At 41.8% G+C, this 21326-nt stretch carries 22 protein-coding genes and 1 pseudogene; 7 read left to right on the top strand and 16 right to left on the bottom strand.

What is annotated here, in order from left to right; translation table 11 throughout:
• Nucleotides 1-41: 41 nt before the first annotated feature.
• Together MKZ05_RS02400 and MKZ05_RS02395 are read right to left on the bottom strand one after the other, a co-directional pair.
• A complete protein-coding gene (locus MKZ05_RS02400) occupies nucleotides 42-1124 on the bottom strand; it encodes a C45 family peptidase (protein ID WP_310026056.1) in 1083 nt (360 codons plus the stop codon).
• Between the two features lie 89 nt (nucleotides 1125-1213).
• Nucleotides 1214-1846 carry a GDSL-type esterase/lipase family protein gene (locus MKZ05_RS02395; protein WP_253621848.1) on the bottom strand — a complete coding sequence of 211 codons (633 nt, stop codon included), beginning with the start codon at nucleotides 1844-1846 and terminating at the stop codon, nucleotides 1214-1216.
• Between the two features lie 403 nt (nucleotides 1847-2249).
• On the opposite strand from MKZ05_RS02395, the gene MKZ05_RS02390 reads away from it, so the two are divergent.
• A complete protein-coding gene (locus tag MKZ05_RS02390; protein WP_003214444.1) occupies nucleotides 2250-2885 on the top strand; it encodes an FMN-dependent NADH-azoreductase in 636 nt (211 codons plus the stop codon).
• 45 nt (nucleotides 2886-2930) lie between these two features.
• Here the strand turns inward: MKZ05_RS02390 and MKZ05_RS02385 are convergent, their stop codons facing one another.
• From MKZ05_RS02385 to MKZ05_RS02350, 8 genes are all read right to left on the bottom strand, one after another.
• Nucleotides 2931-3692 carry an IclR family transcriptional regulator gene (locus MKZ05_RS02385; protein WP_339161237.1) on the bottom strand — a complete coding sequence of 254 codons (762 nt, stop codon included), beginning with the start codon at nucleotides 3690-3692 and terminating at the stop codon, nucleotides 2931-2933.
• 15 nt (nucleotides 3693-3707) lie between these two features.
• Nucleotides 3708-4721 carry a biotin-dependent carboxyltransferase family protein gene (locus MKZ05_RS02380; RefSeq protein ID WP_339161234.1) on the bottom strand — a complete coding sequence of 338 codons (1014 nt, stop codon included), beginning with the start codon at nucleotides 4719-4721 and terminating at the stop codon, nucleotides 3708-3710.
• Entirely contained in the window at nucleotides 4718-5464 is a 747-nt protein-coding gene (gene pxpB, locus MKZ05_RS02375; protein WP_339161231.1) for a 5-oxoprolinase subunit PxpB, read from the bottom strand. Before pxpB ends, MKZ05_RS02380 begins: the two co-directional genes overlap by 4 nt.
• Before the next feature lie 18 nt (nucleotides 5465-5482).
• The gene (locus MKZ05_RS02370) at nucleotides 5483-6274 is read right to left on the bottom strand and encodes a putative hydro-lyase (RefSeq protein ID WP_339161228.1); all 792 of its coding nucleotides are present in this window, start codon (nucleotides 6272-6274) and stop codon (nucleotides 5483-5485) included.
• 5 nt (nucleotides 6275-6279) lie between these two features.
• Nucleotides 6280-7497: an NRAMP family divalent metal transporter gene (locus tag MKZ05_RS02365; RefSeq protein WP_050945512.1), complete on the bottom strand. Its 1218-nt coding sequence runs from the start codon at nucleotides 7495-7497 to the stop codon at nucleotides 6280-6282.
• A gap of 26 nt (nucleotides 7498-7523) precedes the next feature.
• On the bottom strand, nucleotides 7524-8282 hold the full coding sequence (locus MKZ05_RS02360; RefSeq protein ID WP_003214363.1) for a 5-oxoprolinase subunit PxpA: 759 nt from the start codon (nucleotides 8280-8282) through the stop codon (nucleotides 7524-7526).
• 172 nt (nucleotides 8283-8454) lie between these two features.
• Nucleotides 8455-9210, bottom strand: coding sequence for a Cof-type HAD-IIB family hydrolase (locus tag MKZ05_RS02355; RefSeq protein WP_003214460.1), 756 nt, complete (start codon nucleotides 9208-9210; stop codon nucleotides 8455-8457).
• A gap of 127 nt (nucleotides 9211-9337) precedes the next feature.
• Nucleotides 9338-9607, bottom strand: a complete 270-nt coding sequence (locus tag MKZ05_RS02350) for an excalibur calcium-binding domain-containing protein (RefSeq protein WP_339161223.1) — start codon at nucleotides 9605-9607, stop codon at nucleotides 9338-9340.
• Between the two features lie 184 nt (nucleotides 9608-9791).
• On the opposite strand from MKZ05_RS02350, the gene MKZ05_RS02345 reads away from it, so the two are divergent.
• From MKZ05_RS02345 to MKZ05_RS02330, 4 genes are all read left to right on the top strand, one after another.
• Nucleotides 9792-10169: a VOC family protein gene (locus MKZ05_RS02345; protein WP_003214168.1), complete on the top strand. Its 378-nt coding sequence runs from the start codon at nucleotides 9792-9794 to the stop codon at nucleotides 10167-10169.
• 370 nt (nucleotides 10170-10539) lie between these two features.
• The gene (locus MKZ05_RS02340; RefSeq protein WP_339161221.1) at nucleotides 10540-11331 is read left to right on the top strand and encodes a septation ring formation regulator EzrA; all 792 of its coding nucleotides are present in this window, start codon (nucleotides 10540-10542) and stop codon (nucleotides 11329-11331) included.
• A gap of 66 nt (nucleotides 11332-11397) precedes the next feature.
• Complete coding sequence (locus tag MKZ05_RS02335; RefSeq protein WP_339161219.1) at nucleotides 11398-12525, top strand: hypothetical protein; 1128 nt, start codon at nucleotides 11398-11400, stop codon at nucleotides 12523-12525.
• Between the two features lie 16 nt (nucleotides 12526-12541).
• Complete coding sequence (locus tag MKZ05_RS02330; protein WP_339161217.1) at nucleotides 12542-12787, top strand: DUF2651 family protein; 246 nt, start codon at nucleotides 12542-12544, stop codon at nucleotides 12785-12787.
• Nucleotides 12788-12822: 35 nt separating this feature from the next.
• Here the strand turns inward: MKZ05_RS02330 and MKZ05_RS02325 are convergent, their stop codons facing one another.
• Nucleotides 12823-13194 carry a hypothetical protein gene (locus MKZ05_RS02325; RefSeq protein WP_339161214.1) on the bottom strand — a complete coding sequence of 124 codons (372 nt, stop codon included), beginning with the start codon at nucleotides 13192-13194 and terminating at the stop codon, nucleotides 12823-12825.
• Nucleotides 13195-13215: 21 nt separating this feature from the next.
• Here MKZ05_RS02325 and MKZ05_RS02320 point away from each other — a divergent pair.
• Nucleotides 13216-13385: pseudogene (locus tag MKZ05_RS02320) on the top strand (DUF2651 domain-containing protein); the annotation flags it as partial.
• 232 nt (nucleotides 13386-13617) lie between these two features.
• Here MKZ05_RS02320 and MKZ05_RS02315 read toward each other — a convergent pair.
• From MKZ05_RS02315 to MKZ05_RS02295, 5 genes are all read right to left on the bottom strand, one after another.
• Nucleotides 13618-14010, bottom strand: coding sequence for a RidA family protein (locus tag MKZ05_RS02315; protein ID WP_034664057.1), 393 nt, complete (start codon nucleotides 14008-14010; stop codon nucleotides 13618-13620).
• Nucleotides 14011-14237: 227 nt separating this feature from the next.
• Nucleotides 14238-15986 (bottom strand): methyl-accepting chemotaxis protein, encoded by a 1749-nt coding sequence (locus tag MKZ05_RS02310; RefSeq protein WP_339161211.1) that lies wholly within the window; start codon nucleotides 15984-15986, stop codon nucleotides 14238-14240.
• 97 nt (nucleotides 15987-16083) lie between these two features.
• Nucleotides 16084-17205, bottom strand: coding sequence for a mannitol-1-phosphate 5-dehydrogenase (locus tag MKZ05_RS02305; RefSeq protein WP_339161208.1), 1122 nt, complete (start codon nucleotides 17203-17205; stop codon nucleotides 16084-16086).
• A 1-nt stretch (nucleotide 17206) separates the two neighbouring features.
• Nucleotides 17207-17641 (bottom strand): PTS sugar transporter subunit IIA, encoded by a 435-nt coding sequence (locus MKZ05_RS02300; protein WP_012008933.1) that lies wholly within the window; start codon nucleotides 17639-17641, stop codon nucleotides 17207-17209.
• A 95-nt stretch (nucleotides 17642-17736) separates the two neighbouring features.
• A complete protein-coding gene (locus MKZ05_RS02295) occupies nucleotides 17737-19179 on the bottom strand; it encodes a PTS mannitol transporter subunit IICB (RefSeq protein WP_212046378.1) in 1443 nt (480 codons plus the stop codon).
• A gap of 507 nt (nucleotides 19180-19686) precedes the next feature.
• On the opposite strand from MKZ05_RS02295, the gene MKZ05_RS02290 reads away from it, so the two are divergent.
• The gene (locus tag MKZ05_RS02290; protein WP_339161204.1) at nucleotides 19687-21321 is read left to right on the top strand and encodes a copper resistance CopC/CopD family protein; all 1635 of its coding nucleotides are present in this window, start codon (nucleotides 19687-19689) and stop codon (nucleotides 21319-21321) included.
• Nucleotides 21322-21326: the final 5 nt, after the last annotated feature.

Genomic DNA, 21326 nt, shown 5'->3' with positions numbered 1-21326 from the left:
TTTGGCACATCAGCTGTGACAAAATTAAATACAACGTCTGATCATACATTTCTCCAAAATGACGGTCCATAATCCTTTTGATGAAATTGAACCTTTTGTTCATGAAAAGGCAGTGAACCCCCAGCTTTTAAAGAATACGTCGGATTGTATATTGGAGAGCCAAAGCAATAATCCATCGTTCCTTCTTCCGGACGGAAGATGACGGTTCGCATTGTTCCAAACAGCTCCTCATAATTGTGCACAGCCAGACCATCAGGATATTCTGTCTGAAACAGCTTAACAAGAGAATCACTTGTTTGTTGTTCTTTTAATGCCTCTATTAGCATGTCATATCTGACAACAGAATGATGTTTCGTCACCCCTTTTGCTGTTTGATCAGCAAGCGGATGATTTGTGGCTGCAATATAACCTTCCTCCGGTCTTCTCACCATTTTACGGCCATCAATGATTTCAATCACAGCCGCTTCTCCTTTTCGATCAGTAAGCATGAGGTGGACATTTGAGGCAACGGGCATTTCCTGAATAGAGCGAATGGCTTCCTCAACCGTTCTACAGGTTTCCAGAACAGATCGAATCACATGATACACTTGCAAGCCGGCAACTGCTGGAGGCTTTAAACCGGGTTCATTTCCAACCGGCGGACCACATGCAGAGAATGTGACAGAAAGACCATGCTCATTCATCCCATCAGATCTGCCAAACAAAAGCAGCGACGAGCCTGTATGATATGCCAAGCCCTTCACATGTGTCGTCACAAGACGCATATCATCAAATATCGGAGAGAAATCATAGTTACGCAGCATGACCGTTTGTTGACCTGTCTCCATATTTCCCTGCCTCACGCAGTGGGAACAGCCTGGCTGTAGATGAGATGAATAGAAAAAGGTCAAATAGCGCTCATCTAATTGCAGTTCATCACAAAATCCAGCAATCTCTTCTTCTAACTGAGGAAGATAAGGGCGCATCAGCTGCTTCGTTTCTTTCACAGCCTCTTTTGCAAGCGGTTCTGTTCGAATGTATTGTGTCTGTAGCCATTGCTTTTTCTTCATCCAGACAGCCTGCTGCTTTCCCACTTCATAAGCGGTTCCTTTCATTTCTTGAAAATATGCACTGATTTCCTCCATGCCTGCACACCTCTTTCGCTTTCGTTTCTTTTATCATATCGAAACCCTCCTTCATTTAAAAGGATGAAAAAAACTGCAATCCCAATGGATTACAGCTGTTTACAGGATTGTTGAAACAATGCTTTTGCCATTGCTTCATATCCTTTATGGTTCGGATGAAATTGATCAATCGATAAGTACTCATTTTCATGTCCTTCAAACGCCCGGTACACATCCACAACCTCTACATGCGGATTTGCAGCAAGCGAGCGAAGCTGATGATTGTATTGCTCAAGCCACCGCCCGGCTATAGGTATTTGCGGAAAAGGATTATATAAATTCATGAGATACACGCAATAGGGCTGCTTCTGCCCTCTTTTGATCTGAGCGATTTCTTGAATCATTTTGCTGAAATTTGCTTGGCAATGCAGCGTCGCTTGCAGCAATTTCTTTTCATCTTCACCCTTTTCATACTGCTGAATCGCTTGAACAAGGTCATTCCCACAGCCTGTGATGGTGATGATGTCAGCTGCTGCAATAGCACGCCTCACATCAGATCGTTTGAACAGCTGTAAAATCTGATCTGTTGTTAACCCTGACTTTGCAAATACAGACAGCTCGACTGGCGTATGTGTCTTTTTTTCAAGCATCCACTGATACCGCTCTGCGAAGCCTCCACCAAATAAACGTGCCCCCACTCCAACTGTTAAGGAATCTCCAATCGCAACATAGGATCGTCCCACTCTTATCCCTCACTCTCTCCTGCCTTCTCTTATATATACGAAATCGGAGAACAGATGCTTGTAGCAGATGACTTAGAGGCATTCATCTTTTTTTCATGAGACGTCTTTACAAACTCTTTACTTGCGAGATCGACTGATTTTTTGTTCAATAAGAATAGGTTGAGATCATGAAATTTGCACCTGCATGCGTTCCAGAAAAATTGACAAACTTTTTATCTTGATTTCGAGACTTTATACCTTGACTTCAAACTACATTGTGATTACAATAAAAATATCAGTTTTTATGTAACTGTGCTTGTTACATCTTTTTCGTAGCATTCCACTATGATTAAAGATGCCACATATTCAGTGTATCTTTGGGATACGCTAAAAAAATCACTGAAACAGAAAGGATTGAATGAACATGGCAAAAGTTTTATACATCACTGCACATCCGCATGATGAAACAGTTTCTTACAGTATGGCTACTGCTAAAGCATTTATCGAATCTTATAAGGAAGCAAATCCAAGTGACGAGGTTGTACATATCGATTTGTACAAAGAAAACATCCCTCACATTGATGCAGATGTATTCGCTGGCTGGGGCAAGCTGCAATCAGGTGCTGGTTTCGATACACTTTCAGCTGAAGAGCAAGCGAAGGTTGCTCGCCTAAACGAATTAAGCGATCAATTCGTTTCTGCTGACAAATATGTATTTGTTTCACCACTTTGGAACTTCTCATTCCCACCAGTTCTTAAAGCATACATCGACTCTGTTGCTGTAGCTGGTAAAACATTCAAATACACAGAGCAAGGTCCTGTTGGATTATTAACAGACAAAAAAGCTCTACACATCCAAGCACGTGGCGGATACTACACTGAAGGTCCTGCTGCTGAACTTGAAGCAGGCCACCGTTACCTTGGTACAATTGCGAGCTTCTTCGGAATTCCTTCTTTCGAAGGTCTTATCGTTGAAGGTCACAATGCTGAACCTGCGAAAGCAGAGCAAATTAAAGCAGATGCAATCGAACGTGCAAAAGCTTTAGGTAAAACTTTCTAATAAACTGAACGCGAAAAGCCAATGATCTTAACGGTCATTGGCTTTTTATTTATCTAGATGAAAGCCTAATTCTCTGGAGATACCGCTCGCGGCTTTTTTGACTTGTTCAATTAAGTATGGAAGACGTTCCTTTTGATAACCCGCTTCAAACCCAGCAATGCTAATTCCTGCTGCGACTTCCCCAAGGTGATTGAATATAGGTGCTCCAACCGCAGCTGTATAGTTTTCAAGCTCCGAATAACTTAACGTATACCCCCGCTCATTTGATTCTTCCAGTATGTTTCGAAGAACCTCTTTATCTGTAATGGTTCCGATTCCGATTTTCCCTAGCTCAATCGAATCGATATAGGCAAGTCTCTCGTTCTCTGGCAAAAAGGAGAGAATACTTCTCGCACAAGCACCCGCATATAAAGGAGAGCGCCTGCCGACGGCGGTGTAGAGACGAACAGGCTGCGTCCCTTCAATTTTATCCACGTAAATGGCTTCGTCTCCTTCACGAACGATGAGCTGTACAGCTTCTCCCACTTCATCCCGCAAGCCTTCCATAAATGGTCTCGCAATTCTCCGAATATCAAGGCGGTCCGCCACAAGCTGACCGTATTCTAGAAACATCAGTCCTAACCGATAAGCACCTGAATCTTGCTTTTCTAATAATCCCATATCGCTTAACGAGCTCGCCATCCGGTGCACAGACGTTTTCGGCATGCCGGAAAGTTCAATCATTTCATTCAATGTTAATTGGTCACGTGTGATAAACAGCCGCAAAATCTCCATTGATTTCACGACGGTTTTATTTGTGTTCTGCATGTCCATCCCCTTTTTCTAAACGAAGGCTTCCAGCTTGATTCTGGCACCCAGCTCCTTTAGTTCTGCTTCTTGTTTAAATAGCGCCTGCTCTGCGTCCTGATGATCGATTCGCTTAAAATACAAATTCGCCCCAGGCATCGCTTGTGCAATGAGCGGCAGATCGACCGTCGCAACTTCTCCAATCCGTGGGTATCCGCCTGTTGTTTGCCGATCTGCCAGCAGAATAATCGGGTGACCGTCAGGAGGAATTTGAATAGAACCAAAGGCAACCGCCTCTGAAATCAATTCAAGCTTTTCTTTTAAATGAACCGGCTCCCCCTTCAAGCGGCAGCCCATGCGATCTGATTGAGGCGTGACCTGGTAAGGCTGTTCAAAAAAGGTGTGTTGAGATGTTTCTTGAAAAAAAGAAAGGTGTCTCCCTGGCAGCACCCGAATCACGGGCGATTTCCGCAACGGTAAAAAATGCGTATAACTTACAGTCCAATCGGGTGCGCTGTACGCCGCCTGTTTCAGATTGCTTTTGAGTCTATCAGACAATCGATTTGCTACGAGTGATGGCTTTCCAATGGACAGGACGTCTCCTTTTTCAAGCGGACGTCCGTTCAGTCCACCGATTCCTGCTCTCACATAGGTGCTTTTGCTCTCCATGACGGGCTCCACATCGAATCCACCCGCCACAGCAAGGTAAGAGCGGCAGCCCCTCTTACAAGGACCAAAGATGAGCGTGCTTCCTGATCGAACAAAGAGCGGTTTCCATAAAGGGGCTGGCTCTCCATCGATGTCGATCTCTACATCAGCGCCAGTTACTGCAATAAGCGCATCCTTTTGACACGTCAACACAGGACCCGGCCCCATTAATGTGATTTCCAGTACGGCTTCGTTTTCCTCGTTGCCTGTGAGAATGTTGGCAATTCTAAGCGAGAGCGCATCCATGCCGCCGCTCGTTAAGACGCCATACTTTTGATAGCCTTTCCGCCCTTTATCTTGAATGGTTGTGAACATACCTGGCTTGATGACATGAATACTCAACGTTCTGCCTCCTTCATGCTGAAAAATTCCTTTTCAGACATTTGGACAAATCTGACCTCGTCCCCTGCTCTCAATAGACTTGGGACTTTCTCGTCTGGACGAAAGAGTGGCAGCGGTGTTTGTCCAATGAGCTGCCAGCCGCCAGGTGTGGAAATCGGGTAAACGCCGGTCTGCTTTCCCGCAATGCCGACAGATCCTTTTGGAATGGACATTCTCGGTGTTTCCCTGCGCGGGGCTGCGATCTTTTCAGAAAGCCCGCCTAAAAACGGAAACCCTGGTGCAAATCCAATCATATAGACAAGATACGTCCCTGCGATGTGAATACGCACGACTTCTTCTGGTGTTAAATGATTGATCCGGGCGACTTCTTCTAAATCAGGACCCAGCTCTCCCCCGTAGCAGACCGGTATGTCGATGGTGCGGCGCTTAGCCTGAACCCCCTCCTGCCATTTCTCTTCAAGGAGTGTTTCAATATAGCTTTTCACCCATTCATAGGGGGACAAATCTTGTTGTTGAAGATGGGCAGATTGATAAACGGTATACGGCTCGTAGAAAACAGTCACGTTTGTAAAGGCTTGAACAGCTTCCACATATCCGGCAAATGGATGCTGTTCAATACAAGAAAACAGCTGCACAACACGCTCATGAATTTCTTCACATATGTCTGCTCCTGCTTGAATAACAATCGCTGCATCTCCTAACGGGTGAAAGGTGATAGAATTTTTTATTGTTGAAAATGCCACTTGAGGACCCCTCTCTTTCTAAAGCACACCAAGCTGTTGATCTCGTTGATCTGTGATGAACATATGCCCAGGTGCATGGGTAATCGCAATGTCTGGTTTTGTATGCATGACAATGGCTTGCGGCGTCACACCACATGCCCAAAACACCGGGACCTCTCCTTCTTTGATCACAGATTCTTCTCCAAAGTCCGGCTGATCCACATTGTCAATTCCGATCATCGCTGGGTCACCTATATGAATGGGGCCACCATGAACTGACGGGAACCTAGACGTCACTTGTACACTTCTTGTGATCTGATGCGCCGGAATGGGTCTCATGCTGACGACCATCGGGCCATGAAATGCCCCCGCCCTTTCACAAGCGATATTCGTTTGATACATCGGAACGTTATGGCCGTTTTCAATATGGCGAACAGGGATATCATTCAGCATGAGCGCATGCTCAAACGTAAAACTGCAGCCGATGAGAAAGGCAACCATATCGTCCTCCCAATAAGCAGAGATATCCGACACCTCTTCTTGAAGAATCCCTTTTCGGTAAACACGGTATTTAGGAAAGTCCGTACGAATATCCGCATGAGGTGCAGACCGTCTCGGCACTGGATCACCCGGCTCCAGCACATCAAGCAAGGGGCATGCAGCCGGATTGCGCTGACAAAACAACAGAAAATCAAAGGCAAGTTCCTTTTTGACGATCATTAAGTTGGCTTGAGCATATCCCTCTGCTAGGCCTGCCGTTGGCCCTGTGATTTCTTTTTTACGAATCAACTCTCTGATCTGTGAAGGCTCATATGTTTGATAGATATTCATTCGATTCAGCTCCATAGTTTTGGAATTTCATTGATGATGGTATATCCGCCCATCATTGCCATGATGACAACTACAAATGCGCCTGATACTGTCAAAAAGAATGGATGTCGATAATCCCCAACAATGTCTTTCTTATAAGCCGCTACCAGCAAGGTGCCAAGCGCGAGCGGTAAGATCAATGCATTGATTGCCCCAACTAATATCAATATGTTCACAGGTCTTCCGATCGTAATAAAACAAATGGTCGAGAGGGCAATAAAGCCGATGATAATGCCACGTTGATTTTGCTCAATTTTTGGCGAGAAGGTTTTAAAGAAGGAAACTGATGTATATGCTGCTCCAATGACGGACGTAATTGCCGCAGCCCACATAATAATGCCAAACATTTTATATCCGATATTTCCTGAAGCTAGTTGAAATACAGAGGCAGGCGGGTTAGATGGATCAATCTGCAAGCCTTTTGCGACAACTCCTAATGTAGCAAGAAAGAGTGCTACACGCATGATGGACGTAATGAGGACACCGAAAATAGAGCTTTTCGTCACTTGGGGCAATGCTTCCTTCCCCTTAATACCTGCATCCAGCAAGCGGTGTCCGCCAGCGAAGACGATATAGCCGCCTACTGTTCCGCCTACAAGTGTCACAATGGATAAAATATCAATTTTCTCTGGGACAAATGTTCTCACTGCCGCTTCTCCAACTGGCGGTGCTGTTGAAATCGCCACATACAGCATCAGACCAATCATGACAAAACCCGCTATCTGTGTGAAACGGTCCATCGCTTTTCCAGCCTCTTTGATCACAAAGATCAGAATAGCAATAGCAGCACTGACCCCTGCACCGATTCGCGGATCGACTCCGAAAATGACCTGAAAACCGAGACCAGCACCAGCGATATTTCCGATGTTAAAGGCAAGTCCCCCAATGACAATCAAAACGGCCAGGACATAGCCGAGACCCGGCAGAACCATATTTGCAATATCCTGCCCTCGTTTTTCTGACACGGCGATGATGCGCCATACATTGGTTTGCGCAAAAATATCTAACAAAATAGAGATGAGAATGACAAACCCAAAGCTAGCCGCCAGCTGCTGTGTAAAGACAGTCGTTTGTGTTAAAAATCCCGGTCCGATGGCGGACGTCGCCATTAAAAAGGCTGCGCCCATCAGCATAGACCGGTTCCCCTTTGGTGCCTTCGTGTGCTTGACTTCTTCTTTTTTCATGCTGTTTCCCCCTTTGATGACGATTTTTATTGAAAGGCTTTGAGATGAATGCTCGCTTCTTTTAGCTTTGATGTAATAGTTTTGGCAAATTGGAGCGCATGGATGCCGTCTCCGTGAATACAGACAGTATCCGCTTTAAGCGAAATGTCTTCCCCTTGAACGGTATGAACTTTCCCTTCTCTCACCATACGAACGACCTGCTGAACGGCCAGTTCATCGTCTTCAATGAGTGCGTGTGGTTCGCGGCGGGATGTCAGCGTCCCGTCTGATTGATAGGTCCGATCAGAAAATACTTCATGCGCCACTTGAAGACCCATTCTCTCACCTGCTATCGCAAGTTCACTGCCTGAAAGCCCGTATAATACAAGACTTGGATCGACATGATACACAGCCTTCGCAATCGATTCAGATAATTCAGTATTTTTAGCCGCCATGTTGTACAGGGCGCCGTGTGGCTTGACATGCTGCATCGTGCCGCCTTCTGCTTTGAGAAAGGCTGATAGAGCGCCAATTTGATAGACGACGAGATCATAGGCTTCCTCTGCTGAAATCGCCATTGGACGTCTGCCAAATCCGACTAAATCTTGCAGACCCGGATGCGCGCCAATTCGGACCCCTTTATCCAGTGCCATTCTGACGGTTTTTCTCATGACTGTTGGATCTCCTGCATGAAAACCACAAGCGATGTTGGCTGAGGTGACATATTCTAAAATTTGTTCATCCGAACCGATAGTATATTGACCAAAGCTTTCTCCCAAATCACAGTTGATATCTACTTGATACATAGGATCCCTCCTTGTTGTTCCGAATAACGGAACATAAAGTCCGAATATTCGAATTTATATTGATTATATCAATTTTGGATAGATTGCACATGACATTGTCAGAAAACATAACAATAGAACTAGGACATAAAAAAGCGAGAGGATATCGCCTCTCGCTTTTTCATCATGTTCTTTATTTAGACAACACCCAATGCTGGATGGCTTTTGCTACACCGTGTTCTGTGTTAGGAGCTGTAATCCAATCAGCGGCTTCTTTTACCACTTCTTGCGCATTTCCCATCGCAATGCCTAATCCGGCTTCTTGGATCATGGCCATATCATTTAGGCTGTCGCCAAGCGACATGACATTGTCCATCGTACAGCCAATGCGTTCTGCTACCTTTGCAAGAGCTGCCGCTTTGTTAATGCCAGCTGCATTGACTTCGATATTGGTTGGACTTGAATTTGTAATCTCTAGATGACCATTTGTTTTCAGTGTATTGAGCACTTCCTCACGAACGTCATCGTCATGAATTTCAAAGCCGAATTTCAGCCATTCGTGGTCATGAATTCGTTCTGGGAATTCACCTCTCCACACCTTCTCCACAGTGGAAGCCCAGTAATCGGTTTCGTACCTATTTTTTAGATCCCACATCATTTGGACATGATCAGGATGCAATAGATCTCGTTCGATCAGCTGGAAGTTTGAATCCCAGATTTCACTTCCGTTTGCTGTCACAAGGTAAGAAGACAGCTTAAGCGGCTCAACCAGCTCTCGGCATGTCATCAGCGTCCGCCCTGTGCTAATCACCACATGGACCCCTTTTGCTTCAGCATCTTTAATGGCTTGTTTATTTTCCTCTGGAATGACGTGTTCACTGTTTAACAGCGTGCCATCCATATCAATGGCAATCAATCGGATGTCTTTCTTATCAGCTTGAATGGACAAATTGAGTACCCCTCTTTGTATCATTTTTTGTAACTATCTTTATTTTAATATAAAGAGGGAGATGGCACAAAGGGACGAGTTTGATCCCATAGAAAAAAGACCTTGTTACAGGTCTCTTCGCATTGGCTTAGCGTTCACATGCAATCCCGTCTTTATCACGGTCAAGTCGCTGATTTTTTTGGTAAAGTGCTTTTGACACATACGGCTTGTACTTTGTTTTGCCGCCTTTGTTTTTCGTGTTTTTGCTTTTCGCTACGCCGCCTTTATAGACTTTGTTCAGCGCTTTGCAGTTTTTGTAGGACTTGACTGTTTTTGCATCTGCAGTGTGGGTGTCGACTTGTGTAACGCTTAGTAAAAGACCTAAGGACAAGACAGCCACCATGATTTTTTTCAACATGTAGAATCCCCCTATTTTTTCTATTTTTACATTTTTATCATATGTCACCACTTTTTGTTTTTCAAGACTATCGAGCTAAATATATTGATTTTTTTGGAATAAAACATGCTTTATATCCTATATGGTACACTGAGTGGGAAACCTTTCCGGTTTTGACACGTATATGAAGAGAGGAGTTTTTCACATGAAAATGAAATATACCATTCTATATGTAAACGATGTTGAGGCAAGTATTCATTTTTATCAACATGTACTTGGCTTTCCTATGAAACTTAGGGTTGAATCCTATGTTGAGTTTGACACGGGGGACGTGACATTATCGATTAACTCGCGTCAGGATGTCAAAGATGCACTTGGATTGCCTGTCCCTGAAGCAAATCAATCCTCGCAAACGTTTGAGATTGGATTTGTTGTGGATGATGTGGAACAAACCATTGCATCAATGAAGGAAAAAGGGGTTTCGATCATTAAAGAACCTGCAAAAAAACCATGGGGTCAAACCGTCGCTTATGTCGCTGATCCTGATGGTCATTTCATTGAAATATGTGATGCCGTCTCCTAATCCTGTTTAAAGGAGTGAACCAGTATGAGAAAAAAACATGCCTTTATCGCCGGTGTTTGCTCAATGATTGTGATTTGCAGTGCTTTTAATGGATAGGAACAATAAGTGATGATATTCAAGAGTAACGACAGATACCTTCCTAAATAAGACTAGCACTAACTACCAATGTGGAATGAAAAGACATTTTGTTATCGTCTATGCTTCTCATTTGCTCCGCACTTTACACAAATATGTGTAAATCATACTTAAAACCTTCCAAAATATATAAGTAAAAATAAACCTTAAAATAACCTTAAAATTGAAAATATGGGTTTAAAGGGCAACTTATTTATTGTATATTTTACTTATAAATTTGAAGGGAGATTTTAGTATGATAAATAAACAAACGTTTAAAACTGTTTTATGTTCTACACTTTTAATTACTAGTATTGGATTTTCTCAGCAAGCTTTTGCTGCAGAATCAAATTCTTTAGAAAAAGAGGCAATAAAACAACACAAAATATCAGGAATGAGCGATAAAGAAATTACTGAATTAATTAAGACCGCCAAAGAAGATCGTAAATTTGCTGAAACTAAAGGGGACGAATTATACAAAAAAGATCAAAAAGAGTTCAAACAGCTTGAAAATTCAGGACAAATTGACAAGATTTACCCTAAATATAAAACAGAGAAAAATAAAATATCTGCTTTGTCCACCAAAAAATCTATGGGCACAAAGGGGGATGTATTAGTTAGTTATGAAATTAACTCTGGAAGCGCCTCAATAGGAGTTGGACATGCAGCAATTGTTGCCCAAAACAGCTCAAACACTGTAGAATCTTGGGCGAAAAGTTATAGCCCAAAGAAGCAAGATGGTGTGAGAAAATACCCGAATACATGGAATACGAAGAAAAAGGTTTATGGTTTATGGGTTAAAGGTTCTTCTAACGCTAAATATATTGCAGCAGCTAAATATGCAGAAAAACAAGCCTCAAATAAGAAACCTTATAACTGGAATTTCTTAAACAAAAACACTACTAAAAGTTTCTATTGTTCACAGCTTGCATGGAGAGCATGGAAGAATCAAGGCATAGATATTGATAATATCAAATGGGATACTATTGTCACCCCAATGGAACTTGTAAAGTCAAATAATACTAAGATTTTTAAACATAACAAATAAAATAATTAACTCAAAACAATCGTATTCCTTATACGGTTGTTTTAGTCTTTAAGGAGATGTCTATAAATGTTTAGCAAACGTATCTTTTTAAGTATATTTGTTATTTTAATTTTATCAGCGTGTACAGCCAATAATTCGGAAAATAACTCAAAAGAGAAAGAGTTCACCAAAATGAAGGATACATCATTTATTATTTCTCTTTCCAATACATTAAAATCCGGTACTGAAATAATTTACTTTGATAATAAAGGAAATAGTATAAAAGATAGTTTATTGAATTCTGGTTATAGTATTATATCCAGCTCACAAAGCAAGGATAATATTTATTTTAATAGCAGTCGAAGTAATGATTATTTTACCATAAACAAAAAATCAGGATTACTAAAAGAAGTTAATTTAAAAAGTATGTCAAAAACCACAGAAGATGAAGGGTCTTTTTTTATTAATGCTAGTAACTCTTATGTTTTTAAAGATATAAATATCGGTTATACAAATAAAGGGTATGAGAGCGAATTTGTTTACTGGACAGACAACAATGATAATAAAAAACAACATATAAAGTTAAAAGGGATGCTCAACTCTGCAAGGTTTATAGATGGGAAATTTTATATACTTTCCAACTATGACGATGAATACTTATCTATAAAAGTTATTGATCCAAATAACAATAAAATTATTTTGGATAAACGTATTCCAAATAAACAAATTTATTTTATTGAAGGTAACGAAAAAGATGCATTTAAAGAGTTAGACTCTGATACAATAGCTTTAGCCCTAACCGATACGGTTAACCAAAGTGAAGAATCTAAAATTTTATTAATTAATAAGTCTAATTTAAAAATAAAAAGAGAAATTACAATTAATCAAAAATCCTTTTCTCCAACACAAATTGAATTACTACATGATGGTAATATTGCTATCCCATCCTCTGAGGGCAAAGTATTAATCTATGATAAAAATTTCAAATTAATAAAATCTTTTGATATGAAAGATACAAAAGAAGAACAATATCTCCAAAACATTCAATACTCTAAAGATAATATGTATGCGTTTTTCAAGTACCCTACTCAAAAAAAACAAAATGTGATAGGACATGTAGATATATATAATATAAAGAAGGGAACATTAACTACTTCCATCAATATTCATTCAAAAAAAGATTGGGAAACGGGGCGACTTGAATTAATTCAGTAATAAGGGGGCTGACCTAGTGGGATCTATTGTTTTATTAATTGTTTTTGTTTTGCCCATATTGTCAATTCTAATTGGAATAATAGGTACACGTATCTTTAGAAACATATGGATTTCTCCTCTTGTTTCTCTTGTCTTAAGTTTGGTGTTTTTGTTTACTTTAGCAGAAGGAAACCTTTCTTTTTTATTTTGGGTAGTATGCTACACTGTTATTTCCATAATCTCTTCTGTCATAACATTTATCATTATTAAGAAATCTCCTTAATCAACAGGACCGGAAATAATTCGGTCCTCTTTAATTTATAGACGGTAATGCGCAATGTCCTGATTCAATCGCATGATTAGTTCATTGAATCTTTCTGCTGCTTTCGCCACATTCGAGATGGCTGTCACTTGTTCGTCTGTGGATGCAAATATATGGTCGTTTTGCTCCAGCAATGTATTCAGCTCTTTTGCCATAGCGTTTGTTTCAACGATGGTTTGTGAAATCAATGTAGAGATAGCATTGATTTCATTTTCTGTTGCATGCACCGCTTCATCTAACTCGGCAAAACGATCCATTGTGCTCGACATGATGCCGGCTGTTGCAGCCATTTCTTCTTTAATGCCTTGGATCATTTGCTGAATTTGAACAGCTGGCTGCGTCGGTCTTATATGTTTTGATGTAAACACTTGTTAAAAGGAGTTAGTCATATGGCTGTTTTTGTCCTATTCATTGTATTTGGTTTTCCGATTATCTCTGTGCTGATTGGCATTTTTGGCACGCTGCTTTTGAAAATACTTAGATGCCCACTTTGATTGTCCTGATAGCAAGCATGATCTTCATGTTCACTTATATTGGCGGGAATGAATCCTTTCTCATTTGAATCATCGTCTACACCGTCTTTACGTTCCTTGCTGGATGGATTACTAAGCGGCTCAACGTGTAGACAAACCCTCGCATTCGGTGTCAGGTCTGCGCTTCGGTACTCGCTCCTTCCTAGACTTCAAAGGTTTTCTATCACGCTGAAAAAAAGAAGACAAAGGGCTAAAATAAAGATCATTTTAGCCCTTTGTCAACAATTTGAAAGAACAGTTTTCACTGTTTTTTTTAAATCAAATATCGGCGCACCATAGCTCAATTTCAATTTTCAGCTCAGGCCATCCTAAAGCTGATACATAAGCAACCGTCATTGATGGGTAAGCTGTTTTGAAGATCGTATCCCACTGAGGATATAGATGATCCCAGTCGATTTCTTCTGTTGCCCATATATTGACCTTGATGACATGCTCTTCATTCAATCCTTCTGATTCAAGGATTTTTTTGATATTTTCAAACGTATTGGTTACCTGGTCGTTTAAACTTGATGGTACCTGTCCATCGATATCTGTTCCGACTTGACCCGATGTAACAAATAATCCCGCGCCCTTTGGTACTCTTGTGATATGACTATAGCTGCCAACGGGCTTCGGCATACTTTCTGGGTTTTTTCTTGTGATTTTTTCCATATGATTTCCCTCACTCACTTTGATTTTTCTGCTAGATTTCTCTTCATGTAGACAGACTTCACCAATTTCTATCTATCCTAAAAGAAAACAGCAGTGGAGTATCCATAGCCACAAGGTAAGAACATCAATATTTTCTTTTTCATGACCGGAACACTCCCTTTTGATTGCGTGAGCAAGGTTTTGATTAACTATATAGTACCTGAAACGAGACGTTCAGTCAAAATGGTTTATAGACGATAGCGCGCAATATCGTGATTCAATCGTATGCTTAGTTCATTGAGCCTTTCTGCTGCTTTTGCCACATTAGAGATGGCTGTCACTTGTTCGTCTGTGGATGCGGTGATCTCTTCGATCGCAGCGGCATTTTCCTGAGAAATTTGGGCTGCGCCTTGCATGGCTTTTGTGATGAGGTCGTTTTGCTCTAGTAATGCATTCAGCTCTTTTGCCATTGCGTCTGTTTCAACGATGGTTTGTGAAATCGACGTAGAGATGGCATTGAATTCATGTTCTGTTGCATGTACCGCGTCATCTAACTCAGCGAAACGATCCATTGTGTTTGACATCATGTCGGCTGTTGCCGTCGTTTCTTCTTTAATGCCTTGTACCATTTGCTGAATTTGCACAGCTGATTGTTTTGTCTGCTCTGCTAAATTCCGCACTTCACTCGCCACAACCGAGAAGCCCTTGCCGTGCTCTCCTGCGCGTGCTGCTTCTATGCTGGCATTCAGCGCAAGTAAATTCGTCTCATTTGAAATACTTTCAATCGTATCTGTAATTTTAGAGATATCCTGTACTTTTGTACTTAATTGCTCAATGCCTGCTCTAATGCCTTGAGACGCTTGAATGGATTGTTCATTTGATTGTTTTAATTGCTGAACAATTTGCTGGCCCTGCTGCGAAGATTGATTCGATTGGTCAGAGATTCGTTTAATTTGGTCACTTTGTTCTTTGACGTTCTCAATCGATTGATTGAACTGGGTCATTTGTTGATTGGCTACATCAAGGTCAGATGCCTGATGAAGCGTTCCAGTCGATATGTCACCAATCGCTCGGCCAATCTCTTCACTGCTAGCTGAGGTTTCTTCAGATATTGCTGATAAATCTGTGGCTGATTCGACGAGTTGACTGCTCGTTTCCTGTAGACCGCTTACAAGTGTCCGGAGTTCTCCTGACATATGATTAAAGCCTTTTGCCAGCTGTCCAATTTCATCTGTTGTTTCTTTTAAACTTGTGCGTTCAAGATTCCCCGCCGCAATTTCTTTTGAAGCAGCAGTGACTTGTTTGAGCAGTCTGACCTTTCTTCGAGCAGCTAAATAAAAGACGCCAAGACTGAGAAGAGCGACACCTGCTGTAATGAGCATGATATAGAGCTTCATCTGCTCTAATTCTTTATAAAATTCATCCTGAAAGACGGCAATGCCGATACTCCAATTCCAGGGCGTGAACTGGCTCATATAGGCAAGCTTTTGCTTTTCTTCCCCAGTGGCATCGTCATTATCTAAATAGGTCACATAGTGTGCATCCTCGCCTTCTGATTTGGCTCCAGCGACCATTTTTTCACGATTGGTCGTGTTATCTGGAATGACGCCAATGTCATTGACAGGATGGACTTGAGAGGAATAATCTGCTCCATATGCGACAAGATAGCCTTTATTTTTATAGATAAAATCTGACTTTTGAAATTGGTACCCTTTCCCGTTGTCATTTTTTGGCCCGCTCAAGTAAATGCGGGCTTGTTCCTGTGCCTGTTCAATCGTCAGTTCTTTTTTCTCTACACGATCATTCAACTGTTCAAGTGTAGCCATTGCTCCGCTGACGATGTGCTTTAAATCGGCTTTCCCCGCATCAATTAAGACATGTTTCGCTAATAAATACCCCGTTGTCCCAACAAGTCCGCCGGTTAAGATCGTGATGACGATAATGGCAGACATTAATTGAAAAAAGACACTCCTTGACGCAAACATTTTCCTTTTCATATACAAATTCCCCCTTACTTCATATATCGACAAACGGGGTAAAGTATTAAAAAGTCATCAAAAAATCCCTTTCACTCGTTGGAAAGGGATTTTCTAATTATCGATCTGTTTCTTTAAGAATGGCTTGATAGAGATCATCTGCTGGCGTGAGGCCACATACTTCTTCCAGCACACCTTCAATGCCTTTTTCTTTTCTTAATACCTGCAAACGAACCGCTTCTTCGTCTTCGGCGAAGTCATAAGCGAGAGCTGCAGCAATGCCTTTGATTAAGTACACTGGCTGCTTGATCTTTTTCGCCGGACCGATTAAACGGTCATCTGCTCCTAGCTTTCTAAGAGGAGAGCGTGCGACGCGAGTGACTTCGTCGGAGATAAAAACATTTTCGAATCGTTTGATGATTTTTTGAATATACACATCATGTTCTTCTTTTTCAAAGCCATATGTGTCGATTAAATAACTGCCCGTTTCGTGCAGTGCACCTTCAACCACCTGGCGAATCTCTGGTGTATCGACGGCTTCTTTAATCGTTTGAACGCCTTGCTGATACCCGACATACGCAGCTAACGCATGTCCTGTATTGACAGTAAAGAGCTTGCGCTCAATATACGGCGTCAAATCTTGTACAAAGGTCGCTCCGTCAATTTGAGGAACGTCCCCAATAAAGCCAGTCTCATCAATGACCCATTCGAAAAAAGGCTCGACTGATACTTTTAAAATGTCCTCATGGTGCTGAATCGGCACAATGCGGTCCACAGCAGCGTTTGGAAAACCAACTGTTTTTGATAACGCTTCTTGTTCCTCTTTTGTTAGATGAGAGAAAACGGCTTCTTTTAAATGAGAGCTGCCTCCAATCATATTTTCACATGCCACGATGTTGATGATATGGTCAGGCTTTTTCTGTTTCAATCCTTCAGCAATCGATGAAGCAATGATCTTCAAAACGGTTGGTCCAACAGCTGTTGTAATCAAATCGGCTGATGCCACCGCCTCTGTTAATGCCGCTGGGTCTTGTGCAGAATTGATCGCTGTCACTGGACCGACTACTTCTTGCTTCTGACCTGGTGCTGCGAGTTCAACCGTGTATTCTCCTCTTGCATTCAGCTCGTTGATGACCGCTTCATTTACATCAGTGAAGACAAGCTCAAAGCCTGATGTTTTTAACAAAGAACCGATAAACCCTCTGCCAATATTCCCTGCTCCAAAATGAAGTGCCTTCATGTTAGTTCACCTCGTTAAAGATGGCGATCAATTCATCCTGATCCTTTGCATGGATGATGCGTTCTACATTTTCCTCTTCTGAACAGACAATCGCAATTTGAGAAAGAATATCGAGATGTTCGTTGTTTTTACCTGCGATGCCAAAGACGACTTTGGCGATATTTCCTTCGCCGTATTCAACGCCATCTGGAATTTGAATGATGGAAATCCCAGAATGAAGGACAGCTGCTTTCGCATCCTCTGTTCCATGAGGAATCGCAATCCCGTTGCCCATAAATGTAGACGAGATATTTTCTCTTTCAAACATTTTGTCAACATAATCACTTGTGACATAGCCATTTGCCACTAGGACTTCGCCTGCTTTTTTAATGGCTTCTTCTTTCGAGCCTGCTTGTTCGTTAAGAAATATATTGTCTTTTGATAGTACTTGTTTCATGAATGATCACACCTTTTTTTAGAATGGAAAATCAGGAAAACAACCAAAACGGGGAGTTCAATGAAGAAAAATTGAACTCAACCCGTTTCGCCATGTTATTTTTTCAATTTCTCAATTAGCTCATCGTATTTCGGGCTGTTTAAGAAATTATCAACTGAGATATGCACAGCGCCTGGCAATTTTGCCTTGGCTCTGTCTGTTAAATCTTTATGAGTGAAGACCACATCAGCATCATTTGGAATGTTGCTGATGGATGTGTTTGTCACATCAATATCAAGCTCTGCCTTTTTGACTTTATTCTTTAAGATGGATGCGCCCATCGCACTTGAGCCCATTCCTGCATCACAGGCAAAGATGATTTTGTTCACATCATCTGGATTGACATCACTTGGAGATGCTGCTTGCTCATTTGCTTCAGCGTCTTCTTTTTGTGCTGTAAGAGCAGAGGCGGCTGCGCTTTTCTTCCCTTTCATGTCCTGCATTTTTTCTGTTGCTGCTGTTAAGTCTTCGTCAACTGCTTTTGAAGCTTTTAAAATCACAGAAGCGACAAGGAATGAGACGACGGTAGCCACGACAACACCTGCTAGAACAGCAAGATGTCCGCCTTTTGGTGACATCAGCATGAGAGCGATAATACTTCCTGGTGACGGCACAGCCTTTAAGCCTGCATTTAACAGGGTAAAGGTCAGAACACCGCTCGCTCCCCCTGCAATCACCGCCAAAATGAGCTTTGGTTTCATTAAGATGTACGGGAAGTAAATCTCATGAATTCCTCCTAAAAATTGAATGACAATCGCACCCGGTGCAGACTGCTTTGCATTCCCTCTTCCGAAGAACATGTATGCAAGTAGAACACCTAAACCTGGCCCTGGGTTTGTTTCAAGCAAGAACAGAACGGACTGCCCTGTCTTCGCCGCTTGCTCTACTCCTAAAGGACCTAAGATCCCTTGATTAATCGCATTGTTTAAGAACAAGACTTTCGCTGGTTCAATGAAAATACTTGCCAGCGGAAGCAAATGTGCATTCACAATGATATCTACACCTGCCGCAAGGGCTTTATTTAGACCAAGTACCACTGGTCCGATGGCGTAGAAGGCAATCGCGACAAGAATGGCACCTAAAATCCCTGCCGTAAAGTTATTCACAAGCATTTCAAAGCCCGATTTGATTCGATCTTTGAAGAGCTGATCAATTTTCTTAATCAAGTAACCGCCAAGTGGCCCCATGATCATGGCACCTAAAAACATTGGAATGTCCGAACCGACAATGACCCCAATCGTCGCAGTTGCACCGAGTACCCCGCCTCGATGGTCGTATACGAGTTTACCGCCTGTGTAACCAATTAAGAGCGGCAGTAAGTAGTTGATCATTGGGCCAACAAGTGAAGCTAATTGTTCATTTGGCCAATAGCCACTCGGAATGAATAAGGCCGTAATGAGTCCCCAAGCGATAAATGCTCCAATATTCGGCATAATCATGCCGCTTAAATAGCTTCCAAAGCGCTGTACTTTTACGCGGAATCCGCTTTTTTCCTGCATCTATGAAAACTCCTTTCTTCTTTCCCTTTATTTAGGGCTTTATAGGTCAAAAGATATAAGAACAAGTGTCAGTGAAGCCCTTAACCTTATCGTAAAACGCTTTCACTTCTCCTTCAATTGAAACTAAATTTCACTTTGTCACTTAGTGTGTGACAAAATTGAAATATGATGTGAATTCTCTGTCAGAGCATAGGACAAATAGAGTAAAAAAGTTGATGTGCCGTGGTTTTGACGCAAAATTCATTGGAATTTCACAACTTTCAAATCGTCACTTCTTGTTTCCTCTTCTTAAATCGAATAGGCTTATACATGATCAAACCTATTCAATCAAGAAATGTCTGCGCAGACATGACACAGAAAAAGTGAACCATCTTGCTGTTTGTTTCGTTTACCTTTTAGAGTGAGCGGTACAATAGGAGGAGCGGGTTTTTTCTGTGACTCACAGTTTACTGCCGCTTTCTTTCTGATACATGAGACATTTTCATAGGTAGAAAGGCGGTTATACACTTGTTGAAACATAGTAAGTGGCTTCTGCTCCTTATCGTTACGTTTGCTTTTTTCATTCCAAAGGAAGCATTTGCCCATGCATACGTCGTCAGCTCGAATCCAGCAGCAAATGAAGAGCTGGAGAAGCAGCCTCCTTCGGTCTCTATCACATTTAGTGAAGGAATTGAAAGTGGATTTCATGCCATTAAGGTGCTAAATGCAAAAGGGGATCGTGTGGATCAAGGAGATACGGTCATCAAAGATCAAAAAATCATGGAAGCAGCTTTAAAAAAGGATTTACCAAAGGGAATTTACACCATTCAATGGAATGCGGTATCAGCAGACGGACACTCTGTCTCTGGCATGATCCCATTTAGTATTGGCAAAGCGGATGGCGGTTTTGACCAATTAGATCAAGGTCAAACGAATGAATCTATTGATGTTGCCTCGACCATTGATAAAGCCTTTCTTTATACGTCGTTTAGCTTATTTCTCGGGACCATTTTGTTTGGACTGTTTTGGTTTAAAGCAGCCATTTCACCTGTATTAGCGGAACGAATGAAACGGCTTTTGACATTGTCACTGGTCATGATGAGCGGAGCACTCGTGTTCCAGCTGCCGATTCAAACAAAATCAGCAGCAGACGTGTCTTTTTGGGGAGCATTTCAGCCAGCGCTTTTACAAGAAACCATTGCATCGACTTCTGGCGGTAGTTTGTGGATGATGCTCATGGTGTCATTTGTGCTTCTAACCATTTGGAGCCTAGTTGCGATGAAAAAAGGGGATTTCACTTCTTTTCGGGTATGGTTGTTTCCACTGCTCCTATTCGCAGTACTTCTCTGGCTGAAGGCACAAATCGGACATCCAGCAGCAACGGATAATAAAATACTGACAACGTCACTTGATTTCATCCATCTCGTTTCTGCATCAATCTGGGTCGGTGGTTTAACAGCCATTGTGCTTTTATTGTTGAAGAAGCTGCCAAATGAAGATCAGCCGCTCATACGGAATACGTTAACAGCGTTTCACCCTTGGGCACTGCTCTCTGTTGGACTCATTGTGTTTTCAGGATTTGTAAATGCGATCTTTATTTTGCAATCGTTTGATGCTCTTTTCGAATCAGCATACGGACGAACCTTTTTAATCAAGCTTGGCTTATTTATCTTGATGGGCCTTCTTGGGCTTGTCCATTACTTGATGCTAAGATGGGAAAAGAAACAGAAACAAAACGTTTCGTTACGAGCTGAGTGGATCATCGGAATCGCTATCTTGTTATTAACAGCTGTATTCACCAATATCCCGAGCCCTCCTCCGCCTGCACCTGAGCCGTTCTTCGGCGCAAACCAAGTGGAGCATCGTGACATTGTGTCCATGAGCATTACCCCGAATGCCCCGGGCAAAAACACATTCGAGGTCGCATTTACGAAGAAGGATGGACAAACGATTACTGATATTCAATCTGTGTCAGCCAAGATCCATAAAGTCACCTTATTCGGTGAAGAGAAACCGAGTGAATTTCAGCTGAAACGATTAAAAAATGGTCATTACTCTGCTGAAAACCTCTTGTTAAATGAAAAAGGCACTTGGAAAATTGACATCCATGCGTTAACTGGTTCTTTTGAAAATATTGATACCACATTTATTAGAAGAAACTAAAAGGA

It is taken from the genome of Bacillus sp. FSL M8-0277, from assembly GCF_037975305.1.
GTDB classification, from domain to species: domain Bacteria; phylum Bacillota; class Bacilli; order Bacillales; family Bacillaceae; genus Bacillus; species Bacillus pumilus.
Note: the sequence above shows the minus strand (reverse complement) of the source record. Positions and strands in the feature narration are given on the sequence as shown.

What these genes read in the sequence shown, in the direction of transcription:
- MKZ05_RS02400 (WP_310026056.1), bottom strand. Translation starts at nt 1,124, where the DNA reads ATGGAGGAAATCAGTGCATATTTTCAAGAAATGAAAGGAACCGCTTAT.
- MKZ05_RS02390 (WP_003214444.1), top strand. Translation starts at nt 2,250, where the DNA reads ATGGCAAAAGTTTTATACATCACTGCACATCCGCATGATGAAACAGTT.
- MKZ05_RS02385 (WP_339161237.1), bottom strand. Translation starts at nt 3,692, where the DNA reads ATGCAGAACACAAATAAAACCGTCGTGAAATCAATGGAGATTTTGCGG.
- MKZ05_RS02370 (WP_339161228.1), bottom strand. Translation starts at nt 6,274, where the DNA reads ATGAATATCTATCAAACATATGAGCCTTCACAGATCAGAGAGTTGATT.
- MKZ05_RS02365 (WP_050945512.1), bottom strand. Translation starts at nt 7,497, where the DNA reads ATGAAAAAAGAAGAAGTCAAGCACACGAAGGCACCAAAGGGGAACCGG.
- MKZ05_RS02360 (WP_003214363.1), bottom strand. Translation starts at nt 8,282, where the DNA reads ATGTATCAAGTAGATATCAACTGTGATTTGGGAGAAAGCTTTGGTCAA.
- MKZ05_RS02350 (WP_339161223.1), bottom strand. Translation starts at nt 9,607, where the DNA reads ATGTTGAAAAAAATCATGGTGGCTGTCTTGTCCTTAGGTCTTTTACTA.
- MKZ05_RS02345 (WP_003214168.1), top strand. Translation starts at nt 9,792, where the DNA reads ATGAAAATGAAATATACCATTCTATATGTAAACGATGTTGAGGCAAGT.
- MKZ05_RS02340 (WP_339161221.1), top strand. Translation starts at nt 10,540, where the DNA reads ATGATAAATAAACAAACGTTTAAAACTGTTTTATGTTCTACACTTTTA.
- MKZ05_RS02335 (WP_339161219.1), top strand. Translation starts at nt 11,398, where the DNA reads ATGTTTAGCAAACGTATCTTTTTAAGTATATTTGTTATTTTAATTTTA.
- MKZ05_RS02315 (WP_034664057.1), bottom strand. Translation starts at nt 14,010, where the DNA reads ATGGAAAAAATCACAAGAAAAAACCCAGAAAGTATGCCGAAGCCCGTT.
- MKZ05_RS02310 (WP_339161211.1), bottom strand. Translation starts at nt 15,986, where the DNA reads ATGAAAAGGAAAATGTTTGCGTCAAGGAGTGTCTTTTTTCAATTAATG.
- MKZ05_RS02305 (WP_339161208.1), bottom strand. Translation starts at nt 17,205, where the DNA reads ATGAAGGCACTTCATTTTGGAGCAGGGAATATTGGCAGAGGGTTTATC.
- MKZ05_RS02300 (WP_012008933.1), bottom strand. Translation starts at nt 17,641, where the DNA reads ATGAAACAAGTACTATCAAAAGACAATATATTTCTTAACGAACAAGCA.
- MKZ05_RS02295 (WP_212046378.1), bottom strand. Translation starts at nt 19,179, where the DNA reads ATGCAGGAAAAAAGCGGATTCCGCGTAAAAGTACAGCGCTTTGGAAGC.